This window comes from Haloarcula salina, assembly GCF_010119195.1.
GTDB lineage: Archaea > Halobacteriota > Halobacteria > Halobacteriales > Haloarculaceae > Haloarcula > Haloarcula salina.
On sequence record NZ_WRXL01000003.1, the window covers coordinates 158,710 to 170,991 of the forward strand.

The window sequence follows — 12,282 nt, forward strand, 5'->3', positions numbered from 1 at the left end:
TCGAGCGCGACGGCGAGAAGCGGTTCGGACTACTCTCTGAGGTCGAGTTCGAACTGCTCGTGTTCGCTCGCGGCGTTGAGCACGACGGACGTGTTCGACTCCTTGATCTCCGGGTCGGTGAGCAGTTCCTTGATCTGGGCGTTCATGCCGTCCGTGTCGGTGAACTTCCCGACGGCGATGATGTCGTAGTCGCCGGTGACCTCGTAGACGGAGATCATCTGCTTGTGCTCTCTGAGGCTCTCGGTGACCTCGGGGAGCGAGGACCCCTCCACCTTGAGTTGGATGATGGCGGTCACGTCGTAGCCGAGCTTGTCGTAGTCGACCTTCGGCGTGTAGCCGTTGATGATTCCCTCGTCCTCGAGGTCGGAGAGGTGATTCGAGACGGTCGTCACCGAGACGTCGAGGTCTTCGCCCAGGCTTCGGAGGCTCGCGCGGCCGTCCCCCAGAAGGGCATTCACTAGCTCACGGTCGAGATTTTCGTACGTCATTACATCCGAGAACGTCCCCCAGGGTTTAGAATTTTACGAATGTCCAAATGTAAGCGAAAGGTCCGAAACCTTTGCGCAAATCAGCAGGGTTTTAGTAGTAGCAATGTTCCTATCGACTGTCCAAAGATGACAAGCGAACTCTCAGAGGAGGCACAGGAGGTACTCGACGAGATCGAAGAGAAGAACGTCGACTTCCTGCGACTCCAGTTCACAGACATCCTCGGCACAGTCAAGAACGTGTCCATCACGGCGGACCAGGCGGAGAAGGCGTTCACAGAGGGCATCTACTTCGACGGCTCCTCCATCGACGGCTTCGTCCGCATCCAGGAGTCCGACATGCGTCTGGACCCGGACCCGTCGACGTTCGCTATCCTCCCGTGGCGCGAGAACGTCGAGGGCGGTTCCAGCGCTCGACTCATCTGTGACGTCATGGACACCTCGACCGGCAAGCCGTTCTCCGGCGACCCGCGAGGCGTCCTGAAGCGCGCCATCGACCGCGCCGAGGAGATGGGCTATACGGTCAACGCCGCGCCCGAGCCGGAGTTCTTCCTGTTCGAGGAGGACGAAGACGGCCGCGCGACGACCAAGACCAACGACGCCGGCGGCTACTTCGACCTCGCGCCGAAGGACCTCGCCAGCGACGTGCGCCGAGACATCATCTACGGTCTCGAGGACATGGGCTTCAACATCGAGGCCTCCCACCACGAGGTCGCCCAGGGTCAACACGAGATCAACTTCACCTACGACGACGCGCTCTCGACGGCCGACAACGTCGGCACCTTCCGCGCCGTCGTCCGCGCCATCGCGGCCCAGCACGACCTGCACGCGACGTTCATGCCTAAGCCCATCGCCCGCATCAACGGCTCCGGCATGCACACCCACATCTCGCTGTTCACCGAGGACGGCGAGAACGCGTTCCACGACGACGACGACGAGTTCAACCTCAGCGACACGGCGAAGAGCTTCACCGCCGGCGTCCTCGAGCACGCCGAGGCCCTCGCCGCGGTGACGAACCCGACCGTGAACTCCTACAAGCGACTCGTCCCGGGCTACGAGGCCCCCGTCTACGTCGCCTGGTCGGACCGCAACCGCTCGGCGCTCATCCGCAAGCCGGCCGCTCGCACGCCGGCCGCCAGCCGCATCGAGGCCCGCTTCCCCGATCCGTCGTGTAACCCCTATCTCGCCTTCGCGGCGCTCATCCACGCCGGGCTTGACGGCATCGAGAAGGACCTCGACTGCGACGACCCCGTCCGCGAGAACATCTACGAGTTCGACGAGGAGAAGCGCGAGGAGTACGGCATCACCACGCTGCCGTCGAACCTCGGCGAGGCCGTCGACGCCCTCGAAGAGGACGAAGTCGTCCAGGACGCCCTCGGCGAGCACGTCTACGAGAACTTCGTCGAGGCCAAGCGCCAGGAGTTCCAGGAGTACATCGTCGAGGTCTCCGAGTGGGAACTCGACCAGTACCTCGAGACGTTCTAAGCGGACCCGACTCAGTATTTTTTCGCGAGGCGCTCACCGGCCAGCGGCAGCGCCAGCAGTAGCCCGGTGCCCAGCCCAGCGGCCAGCGCCGTGACGCCCGGCGTCGGATCGAGCCCGAGAGTCGCGCCGAGGATGACCACGACCGTTCCGAACCCGAGGGCCGTCGTGGCGGCCGCACCGCGGGTCGTCGGTTCGGGGACGCCGTCGGACACCAGCGGCCAGACGACAGCGCCGGCGACGGTCAGCCCGAGCGCCGCCGCGGTGTCGGTGGTGAATCCCGACGCGAACACGGCGAGGGCCGCGATGACGGCAGCCAGCCCGAACACCCGCTCGGGCGTTCTGAGCACGCCGACGGCGAGCCAGAGGAACGTGCCTGCGATGGCGAACCCCGCGAGCACGTCGGCGAGGTAGTGGACGCCGAGCACCAGTCGCGAGAGGCCGACGAGCGCGACGACGGTCCCGGCCACGGCGGCGCGGGTCCGGCGCGTGCCGACCCGGAGCGCCCACGCGAAGCCGCCCCAGACGAGCAGCGAGACGGTCGCGTGCCCGCTGGGGAAGCCGTAGCCCTCGCCGGTCGCCATCGACTCGTAGACGCCGCGGACCGCGACCGGCAGGAGGTCCGCGTGAGCCGCCGTGCCCGCCCCCGGCGGACGCGGGAGCGCGAACACCGCCTTCAGCGAGACGGCCAGCGCGACCGCGCCGGCCAGCAGCGCGACGAGCATCGCCGCCCGTTCGCGGGTGAGTCCGCGGCCGATTCCGGGCGTCCGCGACCCGACCCAGTACAGCAGGCTACACGAGAGGAACGTGAACCAGAAGTCTCCGAGCTGCGTGACGAGCGCGAACAGAACGACCACCGCGCCGGGCAGCGCCGACAGCAGCTCGGTGACGCCGGCGGTCCGCGTCACTGTCGCCAGTCGCGGACGCGGTCGAGCAGGCGACCCGGGAGGCCGGTCGCGGTGACGGTGACGCCGACCGCGATCATCACCACGTACAGCCCGAGCGTCGAGAGCCAGACGACGAGCATCGCCAGGACGGCCCACAGGCCCTGCAGGTAGTAGAACGCGCCCAGCGTCATCAGAGTCCCGTACAGCAACACGACGTAGGGGCCCCACTGGCGGGCGTGGCCGCGGCGCATCCGTCGGCGGACGTACTGCTTGAGGTCGGCTCTCACCTCGTCGCGGTGGAGGGTGCGGTCCTCGACGTCGTCGCGGAACGACTCGAACTCCTCGCGCAGTTCGCGCAGTTCCGCCTCCGTCAGGTCGTCGGCACCCGGTTCGGAATCGTCGGCCCCCCCGTCCGGCGGGGGCGAATCTGGCTCGTCAGCGTCCTCGCTCATCGCTTTGCCGGACCGTCGGCGCGGTTCCTGTTGTAGTTGCCGGTCCGACGCGAGCGCCGCGTTGAGCGCCGCCCCGACGAGCAGGACCTGGCCGGCGAAGTAGAACCACGTCACCAGCAACAGGACGCCGCCGATGACGCCGTACACCTGATACGAGTCCGCCTGGGCCGCGTAGACGCTGAACCCCGTCCCGAGGAGCGTCCAGCCGACGCCGGCGAACATCGCCCCGGGCAGCGCGCTCCCGAGCGACATTCCCTCGTCGGGGAACAGGTAGTACAGCGGCAGAAACGCCACCGTGAGCACGGGCATGAGCGCGAACCCGCCGAGGGCGACCCGGACGCCGAGGACGGCTCCGAGCGCGCTGACGGCCGCGAGTCCCGCCAGCGCGACGCCGATGCCGGCGAGCGCCGACAGGCCGTCGGCGAGTTCGCCGACGAGGGAACGCTGCTCGTGGGTGCCGTAGACGCGAGAGAACGCCGAGTCGAGGCCGCGGAACACCTTGAGCGCGCTCCAGGTCGTGACGGCCAGCCCGAGGACCGTCGCGCCACCGCGGCCCGCGCCGCTCGTCAGCGCGTCTTCGAGCAGTGTCGACGCCGCGGGCGTGAGTACCGCTCCGGCGGCGCTGACGATGCGGGCGGCGAACGCCGCGCCGCCCACCAGCGTCCCGACGACCAGCCCCAGCAACAGCAGGGGCAGCAGCGAGACGAACATGTAGTAGGCGATACCGGCGGCGAGGAAGGAGATCTCCTCCTCGCGGACGGTGCGGACGACGCTTCGGGCGACCGAGACGGCGCGTGTGCGGTCCACGAGCGTCACTGCGGGCGGCGACACAAATATACTGTCGACTGATTGATTGCACGGGCGTGTCGGGGCGTCGCGAGACGCCGGTCAGCGTCGTCGTCAGTCGTCGAGCGCCGCGTCGGGCCGGTACGAGCGGCTGACGATCCGCCACGTCCCCGAGCGAAAGCGGTAGTACGTCACCGCCGCCGGCACGGCCGTCTCGACGACGAGCGAGGCGTACAGCGCGAGTTCGCCGAGCGGCGTGACGACGCCGAGGTACGCCACCGGAAGCGCGAACAGGTACATCCCGGCCAGTTGCGAGTACAGCGGCCAGCGCGTGTCGCCGCTGGCCCGGAGCGGACCGGTGGACCCGCCGTCGACGCCGCGGAAGACGACGCTCGCGCAGGCGACGGCGACGAACACCGTCACGAGCGGGAGCACCGCGGGGTCGGAGACGAACAGGCGAGCGACGAGCCGCGAGAACGGGAGCAGCGCCGCCGCGACGACCAGGTAGACGCCGACGCTCAGCCGGAGGACCGTCTGCGCCCACACCGTCGCTTCGCCCTCGTCGTCCTCGCCGAGGGCCTGCCCGACGAGGCTGCTCGAGGCGAGGCTCAGCCCCCAGTTCGGCGTGTCGAGCAGCGCACGCACGCGGAGCGCGACGACGTAGGCGGAGACGACGGCCGGGCCGAACAGGCCGACGATGAACAGCCGCGGGAACTGCGCCCCGGTCCGCGCGAGGTTCGCGCCGACGAGCGGCGAGCCCGTGGTCGCGAGGTCCCGGACCAGCTCCCCGTCGAAGAAGGGCCGTGAGATCGGAATCCGAACCGGGAACCGGCCGATGCCGGGGAGCCCGCCGCGGGCCAGGCCGACGGCGAATCCGGTCGAGACCAGCACGTTCGCGACGACCGTCCCCAGCGCCGCGCCGACGACGCCCATGCCGAGGACGAAGATGAACACCGCGTTCAGCGCGATGTTGACGACCGCGCCGCCGGCCCGCAGCACCATGGGCGACCAGGCGTCGTCGGCCCCCACGAGCGTCCGGCTCGCGATGAGATTCAGTCCGGCGAACGGCGCGCCCAGCGCGACGACGCGCAGGTACCGCGTGCCGTAGTCGACCGCGCCGGCGCCCGTCCCGACGAGGTCGACGAGGGGGCCGGGCAGGAGCCAGTACGCGGCGGCCAGCGGGACGGTCAGCGCGAGCACGACGGCGGCGCTGGTCGTCACCGTCAGCGCCAGTTCCTCGTCGGCGTCGGCCCCGTAACGCTGTGACACCATCCCGATGGTCCCGCCGGCGACGCCGCCGCCCAGCGCGAACACCAGTTCCCAGAACGGGGCGGCGAACCCGACGCCGGCGATGGCCGTCGGACCGAGCGCGAGGCCGACCATCGCCACGTCGACGGTCGACTTCGACATCCGCGCCAGCCCCGTGACGATGCGGGGCCAGGACAGGTCCGTGGCCCGGCGGATCCGCTCGCGCTCGACGAGCCCGGCCCGCGCCAGCAGCGCGCCGACGAACAGCAGGACACCACGCACTGGGTTGAGTGTGGGACGCACGTCTTCGGCGTCGCTTTGCGGTCGACGCCGATAGGTGTTAAGAAAGGGGCGCCGGTCGCCGCTCACAGGGTTTATGCACGGTCCCGCCAACCACCGGACATGGACACGGAAGCGGCCATCAGACACGGGACGATGCGGGTGACGGCGCTGTTGCTCGTCGCCGCCGCACTGGCCATCGGGCTGGGCGTCGGCGGCGTCGGCGCGTCGCTCCCGGTCGTCGCCGGCTTCCTCGCGCTCTCCGGTGGGCTGTACGCGCTTCGCCCCGACCCTGACCGATTCGGTCCCGTCGCCGGTATCCACGTCGGCGACATCCTGCACTCGCTGTGGCTCGCGCCGCTGCTCGTGGCGGCCGTCCTCGTCGTCCGCCTGTCGGCCACTCCCGGTGAGGTGCAGGCCATTGGCGGCCTGCTCGGCCTGGCCGGGATGGCGAACTACTTCCTGCGCCCGGTGTACCTGCTGGGGTACGACCTCGTCTCGGCGGTCAGCGGTGGGGCGGGACGCGCGAACGGTCGGTGACGCGGGCGGCCCCGACGAGAACGTTTTAGTCCGTTGACGCGTCTAGGCGAACCACGCGCCGCGCCATCGAACAGACCGGAACTGCGGCGTCCCGACACATGACTCCAGATACCCTTCGCGCCGACGACCGCGCGCTCTCGCCGGTGCTAGTGATACTGCTGCTCATCGTCGTCACGGCGATCATCTCGATCGTCATCACGGCGTTCCTGCTCGGGCTCGGGAACTGAGCGGGGCTACTCCGCCGTCGCGTCGCGGATCTCGACCACGTCCGCGTCCGTCTTGAACGTCGTCCCGCCGTAGTGCGTCCGCGAGGCGTCGAAGCCGGCCTCGCGAAGTTTCTCGACGAAGGTATCCATCGCCTCGGCCCCGCGGCCCCAGCGCTTGCAGAGGCGGTGCTGGTCGTAGTGCGTCGGCGTGTCGAGTTCGGCCGACAGCGTCGACAGGAGGTCGCGGGCGTTCTCGGCGGTCCCCATGTCGTCGGTCACGTGCTCGGCGACGGCGTCGGTGAAGTCGGGGTCGCAGGTCCGACCGAGCCAGATGGGACCGGCCGACTGGAGGTGTTCGTCACAGACCGGGCAGGCGTCGGGCGCGTCGGCGATGAGGCCCCGCTCGTGGTCGCGCCAGAGGCAGTGCTGGCAGTGGTGGACGTAGCCGAGGTCGTCGATACAGTCGTTGGCGACGCGCGCGCCGTGCTCGAAGTCGAGGTAGGTGCGGGCGTAGTGCTTCGTGGCGTGGCTCAGCACCGGGCGGGCGGCGATGTCGTAGCGGGCGGCGGTGCGGACCATCGCCGAGAGGAGGACGCGCATCCCCATCTCGGCGTGGAACTCCGTGTTGCGCGGGACCGCGCCGTACGAGCGGACGCCGCTCTCGAAGTGCGCCCCGCACAGCGGGGCCGTGTCGGTGGCCGTCACGCAGAGGAGGCGTTTCGTGCCCTGGACGGCCGCGTCGGCGAAGGGAATCGGCGTCCCGAACGGGTCCACGTCGACCACGTCGAACGCCTCCGAATGCATGAGGACGTTCGCGTCGGCCCGGCGGACCTCGGCGGCGAGGTCGTTGCGCGCGAGGTTCGCCTCGCACAGCGCCGTCGCGTCGTCGTCGATGTCACACAGCGTCGTCTCCCAGTCGTTCGCCGCGGCGCGGACGCCGCGGATGCCGCTGGCCGCGGTGGCGTCGAGGTACGTCGACGCGTCCGGCGTCCGCTCGCGGTAGGCCCGCAGCGCCGCCACGGTGAGGTCTCGGTTCAGTTCCTGAACGGGGTTGAAGAACACGTCCGCGCCCTTCCCCGCGTCGGGCTGTTCCGGCACCGTGACCGACACCCGGCCCTCGCTGACGCGCATACTGCTCGGTCCGCGCGAGCGCCGTTAAGTCGTTCGACCTCCGGCGCGACCGCGCCTGGCGACGCCCAGTCGCCTCAGGCGTCGGTCGCCCGCGCGTCGCCCCCCTCCGCGACCTCGCCGCTCGCGGCCCGCTCACGCGGCAGGCGAACGGTCGCGGTGGTCCCGTCGCTCGTGTCGAACTGGAGGTCGGCCCCGAGCGTCGTCGCCGTCCAGCGGACGAGCCAGAGGCCGATGCCGCTGCCGTGGCGCAGATCCGTCTCGCGGCCGCGCTCGATGACGCCGAGCTCGTGGTCGGGGACGCCGGGCCCGTCGTCGCTGACCGACAGCACCACGTCCTCGCCCTCGACGGCCGCCGCGACGGTGACCGTCGGGTCCGGCACGTGCTGGAGCGCGTTCTCGACGAGGTTCGAGAGCAGGACGGAGAGCAGCGCGGGCCGGGTGACCAGATGGAGGTCCGCGGGAACGTCCACCGTCACGGCTCCGTCTGCCGCGGCCAACGAATCGACCACGTCGCCCACGAGGGAATCGAGCGCGACCGACTCGACACCGGTGTCGTCGGCCGCCGCGTCCGAGAGCGTGCGGGCCTTCTCGCCGGAGGCGACGAGGCGGTCGATCGAGTCCTCGATGGTCGCCGCGTAGTCGGCGTGCTCGCCGTCCAGTCGCGACGCGAGCAGTTCCGCGCGGCCCCGGATGACGACGCCCTCGTTGCGGACGTTGTGACGCAGGAAGCGATTGAGCACTTCGAGGCGGCGCTCGCGCCGGAGCTCGTCGGTGACGTCCTGGAACACGACGGTGTGTCCGAGCCGCGTCCCCGAGCCGTCGCGCAGCGGCGTCTGCCTGACCTTGAACTCGCGGCGGCGACCGCCGTTCTCGATACCGAGTCGCCCGTCCCCGCCGTCGGTCGGGACGCCGTCGCCGCCCAGCAGGTCGTTCAGTGGGTCGGTGAGCACGTCGCGCTTGTCCACGGCGAGCATCCGCTCGGCGGCGGGGTTGAGATTCACGACGCGGCCTCGCTCGTCGACGATGGCCACCGGCGTGGCGATGTCGTCGATGGCGGCCCGCTCGCCGGCCCGCCGGGTCGCCGGGTGGAACTCGAACATGTCGCTGCGGACGAACGCGTACAGGTCCAGCGCGACGTGGGGCAGGAACAGGAGCGGCGTGAGATTGACCGCCGAGAGCGGGCCGACACCGCCGGCCCACAGCAGCACCGCGGCCCCCGGCGGAATCGGACTCAGGCCGACGGCGAGCGCCTCGCGTCGGTACAGCGGCCCGTAGCTGACGACAGTGTCGAGCACCAGCAGCGTCCCGAAGCTGACGAACAGCATGGCGACGACGATCGCGAGCAGCCCCAGCGGGAGGACGGCGTACGCGGCACCGGCGGCTCCGAGCGTCGGAACGACCGCGAAGTCGCGCCACATCGCGCCGTGAACGGGGTTCGTCACGACCAGGAGCGACCCCGCGAGCGGCAGCGCGGCCGCCGCGAGGTACCACCTGCTCTCGACGATAGCCGTTCGGCCGGTGTAGCCCAGCGCGAACGAGAGGAAGAAGAACCCGATCCAGAGGACGCAGAGCCACGTGAGCATCTCCAGGGCGAGGCGCGCGGTCGGATCGAACGTCAGCAGCGCCGCGCCGTAAGCGAGACACCAGACGGTCTGCGTGGCGACCGTCGCGACGAACCACGTCGCGCCCGGCTTCCGTCTGTGCCCGCGCAACTGGGCGAGCAGATACAGCGAGGCGAGCCCCGAGGCGAGCGACCCGAGCGCGAGCCACGGGACCCCGAATACCATAGCCGTGGAATGGCCTACACCCTGTTTACCCTTCGGGAAAGTGGATAGCCGGCTGTCACGTGTGCCGACCCAGCGCGTGTGAGGCGGACTCGCTCGCGGTCGCGAAGCGAGCGGCGGCCCCTTCGAGAGCCGACGCCGTTTTGTCACCCCTTTGCCTATCACGAGTGTGACCGCCGTCGAGGAGTGGGTGGCCGACCTGCGCGATGCGGGGGAGCTGACCCCCGACGCAGTCGCGGCTATCGTCGACGCCCACGGCGACCGGGGCAGCCAGGCCATCGAGGCCGTCGGCGAGAGCCGGGTCAAGCAGTACCGCGACTTCACCGTCGTCGTCGGCCACGACGACGAGTACATCGTCGAGGACGACGGCTGCACCTGCGCCGACAGCGAGTACAACCTCGACCCCGAGGACCCCGACCAACTGTGCTGGCACGCCATCGCCGTCCGCGTCGCCGAGGCCATCGACGCCGTCGACGAACACGACATGTGGTACTCGGACGTGCGGGACTTCCTGTAGTACCTTCTTACTTCACCCCCTCTCCTCGCGCGCTCTGTGAGCGCGCTGTGGGGAGCGGGTTCGCAAAAATCTACGCCAAAAAGGCTCCGAGTCGCGGCCTGCGGCCGCCGTCTGTTCGTGGTTGTACCCGCCACCGCACCGCTACCGCCACGTTCCGCTTCGTTCTCCACTCGAACCCGACGCACATCGCTCTCACTCGACCGGCCGACCCGCCCCGTACGCTATCTCGCCGTCGAGGGAAAAACCGAGGAACGACCGCGAACCGATGTCGAGCGAGCGGAGCGTGTCCGCGCGGTCGTGCTCGCCCAAATCGATCGCGACGCGGGCGCTCAGCGGCGCGACGCCGAACTGCCCCCGGAACGAGATCGGGATTTGCAGGAGGCGGTCGGCTCGAACAGCGTAGGCGTGGCTCCGCTCCTCGCGGGGCAGGGACTGCGGCCAGTCGATGGCGACCGTCGCCACGCGGTCGCCGTCCTCGACGACCGTCGTCTCGCGGCGGGTCGCGTCGTCGCGGTGGGTGATGTCGGCCACCGTCTTCGGGAAGCCCCAGACCTCGTCGCCGAGGGCGCGGGCCGGCTCCGAGGTGACCGGGAGCGACCAGACGTAGCCGCCGGCCGCGCGGGTGAGCAGGGGGAGCAACGGCGCTCGTCGACCATCTGTCGTCGCCGGGAACGCGACAGCGAACTCGTCGTAGGGGGCCATCGCGTCGTCGCCGATGCGGCGGTACTCGACGCAGAGGACGACGACCCCAGCCCGACGCGGGGTGACGCTGACCGGGTGAAGCCCGTCCGGGAGCAGGGACGCGACGGCGTCGTCGTCCGCCGGCAGGACCGCGCCGGCCATCGTCGCCTCGGTCACCAGCGGGAGCGTCACCTCGTGGCCGGTCGAGAGGCGGACGCGGTCGCCGTCGGCGGGGCGGCGCGTCACAGCCACCGCCCCAGGGCCGCGCTCGCGCGGCCGAACGCCCGGTGAATCGGGTCCTGTACTCGCGCCGGGAGCCAGTGGGTCCACCGAACGAACGCGGCGAACGGGCCGACGGGGTAGCGGGCCCGCGGCGGGTCGTCGGTCGCCGCGGCGAGCACCGACGCCGCGACGGTCTCGGGCGACGCCGCCAGCGGCCCGCCGTCGACGACCCAGCCGTCCTCCAGGGCGTCGTAGGTCCGGTCGTAGGCGGGCGTCCGGTCGGCCGCGTCGAGGCCGTCGAGCGCGCCGTCGGCGAAGCCGGTGTCGACCCACGCCGGTTCCACGAGCGCGACGTGGACCGGCTCGTCGGCGAGTTCGATCCGGAGCGCGTCGGTCATCGACTCGACGGCTGCCTTCCCGGCGGCGTACGTTCCGAGGCCGGGCGAGGCGGCCTGACCGAGGACGCTGGAGACGGTGACGATTCGCCCGCCCCGCTCTCGCATCAGGGGGAGCACGGCGCGAGCGAGGCGGTGCGGGCCGTGGACGAGCACGTCGAACTGCTCGCGGGCGGCGTCGGTCGACACGTCCTCGACGGGCCCGGCGACCGCGTAGCCGGCGTTGTTCACCAGGCAGTCGAGCCGTCCGGCCTCGTCGAAAATCCGGTCCACGACCGCGGCGCACCGCTCCGCGTCGGTCACGTCGAGTTCGAGACATCGACAGCGCTCGGACACGTCGTCGGGGAACTCGGGCCGTACGTCGGTCGCGTAGACGGTCCAGCCCGCGTCGGCGAACGCCAGCGCCGTGGCCGCGCCGATGCCCGAGGCGGCCCCCGTGATCAGCGCGACGGCGTCGTCGTCTGTCATGGCAGCGGATGGTAGCGCGGTCAGCGGTCGATGCAGTAATCGACGAAGTTCCGGAGAATTCGGAGCCCCGTCTCGCCGGACTTCTCCGGGTGGAACTGCGTGCCGAAGACGTTGCCGGCCTCGTTGGCGACGACGGAGGCGAAGTCGACGCCGTAGTCAGTCGTCGCCACCGTCGCGCCCTCGTCGTCGGGGACGGCGTAGTAGGAGTGGACGAAGTAGGCGTACTCGCCGTCGACGCCCTCGACGAGCGGGTGGTCGCGCACCACGTCGAGTTCGTTCCAGCCCATGTGCGGGACGGTCTGGTCGCGGCTGAACCGGACGTTCTTCCCGGGGACGAGGTCCAGCCCCTCGGCGTCGCCCTGGCCCGCGTGGTCGGCCTCCTCGCTCGTCGTCAGGAGCATCTGCATCCCGAGGCAGATGCCGAACAGGGGCGTGCCCGCCTCGGCCTGTTCGACCAGCGCGTCGCGGAACGGCCCGGCGTTGTCCATCCCCTCGGAGAACGCGCCGACGCCGGGGAGGACGACGCCGTCGGCCGCGTCGAACTCGGCCGGGTCCTCGGAGAGGGTCACGTCCGCGCCGGCGCGTTCGAGGCCGCGCGTGACGCTCCTCAGGTTCCCCAGCCCGTAATCGACGACGACCACGTCCGCGGTCGTCTGTCTGACACTCATACCGGTTCGTTCGCCGACGGCGGATAAGTGACTTCCTGTTCGCGCAAGTCC

At 70.5% G+C, this 12,282-nt stretch carries 13 protein-coding genes; 4 read left to right on the plus strand and 9 right to left on the minus strand.

Annotated features, from left to right (window positions below):
- Nucleotides 1–29 precede the first annotated feature (29 nt).
- Nucleotides 30–488: an HTH-type transcriptional regulator Lrp gene (lrp, locus tag GM656_RS09235; RefSeq protein WP_162413382.1), complete on the minus strand. Its 459-nt coding sequence runs from the start codon at nucleotides 486–488 to the stop codon at nucleotides 30–32.
- Between the two features lie 126 nt (nucleotides 489–614).
- Between lrp and glnA the strand changes: the two genes are divergently transcribed.
- Complete coding sequence (gene glnA / locus GM656_RS09240; RefSeq protein ID WP_162413383.1) at nucleotides 615–1,970, plus strand: type I glutamate--ammonia ligase; 1,356 nt, start codon at nucleotides 615–617, stop codon at nucleotides 1,968–1,970.
- Between the two features lie 11 nt (nucleotides 1,971–1,981).
- On the opposite strand, the gene GM656_RS09245 is transcribed toward glnA, so the two are convergent.
- The 3 genes from GM656_RS09245 to GM656_RS09255 form a co-directional block, all read right to left on the minus strand.
- Nucleotides 1,982–2,875, minus strand: coding sequence for a phosphatase PAP2 family protein (locus GM656_RS09245; protein ID WP_162413384.1), 894 nt, complete (start codon nucleotides 2,873–2,875; stop codon nucleotides 1,982–1,984).
- Entirely contained in the window at nucleotides 2,872–4,113 is a 1,242-nt protein-coding gene (locus GM656_RS09250) for a YihY/virulence factor BrkB family protein (RefSeq protein ID WP_162413385.1), read from the minus strand. The genes GM656_RS09245 and GM656_RS09250 overlap by 4 nt, the downstream gene beginning before the upstream one ends.
- A 93-nt stretch (nucleotides 4,114–4,206) precedes the next feature.
- Nucleotides 4,207–5,643, minus strand: a complete 1,437-nt coding sequence (locus tag GM656_RS09255; protein WP_162413386.1) for an MATE family efflux transporter — start codon at nucleotides 5,641–5,643, stop codon at nucleotides 4,207–4,209.
- Between the two features lie 99 nt (nucleotides 5,644–5,742).
- On the opposite strand from GM656_RS09255, the gene GM656_RS09260 reads away from it, so the two are divergent.
- The gene (locus GM656_RS09260) at nucleotides 5,743–6,159 is read left to right on the plus strand and encodes a hypothetical protein (RefSeq protein WP_162413387.1); all 417 of its coding nucleotides are present in this window, start codon (nucleotides 5,743–5,745) and stop codon (nucleotides 6,157–6,159) included.
- 98 nt (nucleotides 6,160–6,257) lie between these two features.
- Nucleotides 6,258–6,386 (plus strand): hypothetical protein, encoded by a 129-nt coding sequence (locus tag GM656_RS19490; protein WP_277815047.1) that lies wholly within the window; start codon nucleotides 6,258–6,260, stop codon nucleotides 6,384–6,386.
- A gap of 6 nt (nucleotides 6,387–6,392) precedes the next feature.
- Here GM656_RS19490 and GM656_RS09265 read toward each other — a convergent pair whose 3' ends face one another.
- Nucleotides 6,393–7,496 (minus strand): tRNA (guanine(26)-N(2))-dimethyltransferase, encoded by a 1,104-nt coding sequence (locus tag GM656_RS09265; RefSeq protein ID WP_162413388.1) that lies wholly within the window; start codon nucleotides 7,494–7,496, stop codon nucleotides 6,393–6,395.
- 74 nt (nucleotides 7,497–7,570) lie between these two features.
- Nucleotides 7,571–9,283 (minus strand): histidine kinase N-terminal 7TM domain-containing protein, encoded by a 1,713-nt coding sequence (locus GM656_RS09270; RefSeq protein WP_162413389.1) that lies wholly within the window; start codon nucleotides 9,281–9,283, stop codon nucleotides 7,571–7,573.
- A 166-nt stretch (nucleotides 9,284–9,449) separates the two neighbouring features.
- On the opposite strand from GM656_RS09270, the gene GM656_RS09275 reads away from it, so the two are divergent.
- Nucleotides 9,450–9,797 (plus strand): hypothetical protein, encoded by a 348-nt coding sequence (locus GM656_RS09275; RefSeq protein ID WP_162413390.1) that lies wholly within the window; start codon nucleotides 9,450–9,452, stop codon nucleotides 9,795–9,797.
- Nucleotides 9,798–9,989: 192 nt separating this feature from the next.
- Here GM656_RS09275 and GM656_RS09280 read toward each other — a convergent pair whose 3' ends face one another.
- The 3 genes from GM656_RS09280 to hisH are packed head-to-tail and all read right to left on the minus strand — an operon-like array spanning nucleotide 9,990 to nucleotide 12,231.
- A complete protein-coding gene (locus GM656_RS09280; protein ID WP_241692736.1) occupies nucleotides 9,990–10,724 on the minus strand; it encodes an acetoacetate decarboxylase family protein in 735 nt (244 codons plus the stop codon).
- Nucleotides 10,721–11,563, minus strand: coding sequence for an SDR family oxidoreductase (locus GM656_RS09285; RefSeq protein ID WP_162413391.1), 843 nt, complete (start codon nucleotides 11,561–11,563; stop codon nucleotides 10,721–10,723). Before GM656_RS09285 ends, GM656_RS09280 begins: the two co-directional genes overlap by 4 nt.
- A 20-nt stretch (nucleotides 11,564–11,583) precedes the next feature.
- A complete protein-coding gene (hisH, locus tag GM656_RS09290) occupies nucleotides 11,584–12,231 on the minus strand; it encodes an imidazole glycerol phosphate synthase subunit HisH (RefSeq protein WP_162413392.1) in 648 nt (215 codons plus the stop codon).
- Nucleotides 12,232–12,282 lie beyond the last annotated feature (51 nt).

What these genes read in the sequence shown, in the direction of transcription:
- GM656_RS09285 (WP_162413391.1), bottom strand. Translation starts at nt 11,563, where the DNA reads ATGACAGACGACGACGCCGTCGCGCTGATCACGGGGGCCGCCTCGGGC.
- hisH (WP_162413392.1), bottom strand. Translation starts at nt 12,231, where the DNA reads ATGAGTGTCAGACAGACGACCGCGGACGTGGTCGTCGTCGATTACGGG.
- GM656_RS09260 (WP_162413387.1), top strand. Translation starts at nt 5,743, where the DNA reads ATGGACACGGAAGCGGCCATCAGACACGGGACGATGCGGGTGACGGCG.
- GM656_RS09270 (WP_162413389.1), bottom strand. Translation starts at nt 9,283, where the DNA reads ATGGTATTCGGGGTCCCGTGGCTCGCGCTCGGGTCGCTCGCCTCGGGG.
- glnA (WP_162413383.1), top strand. Translation starts at nt 615, where the DNA reads ATGACAAGCGAACTCTCAGAGGAGGCACAGGAGGTACTCGACGAGATC.
- GM656_RS19490 (WP_277815047.1), top strand. Translation starts at nt 6,258, where the DNA reads ATGACTCCAGATACCCTTCGCGCCGACGACCGCGCGCTCTCGCCGGTG.
- GM656_RS09265 (WP_162413388.1), bottom strand. Translation starts at nt 7,496, where the DNA reads ATGCGCGTCAGCGAGGGCCGGGTGTCGGTCACGGTGCCGGAACAGCCC.
- lrp (WP_162413382.1), bottom strand. Translation starts at nt 488, where the DNA reads ATGACGTACGAAAATCTCGACCGTGAGCTAGTGAATGCCCTTCTGGGG.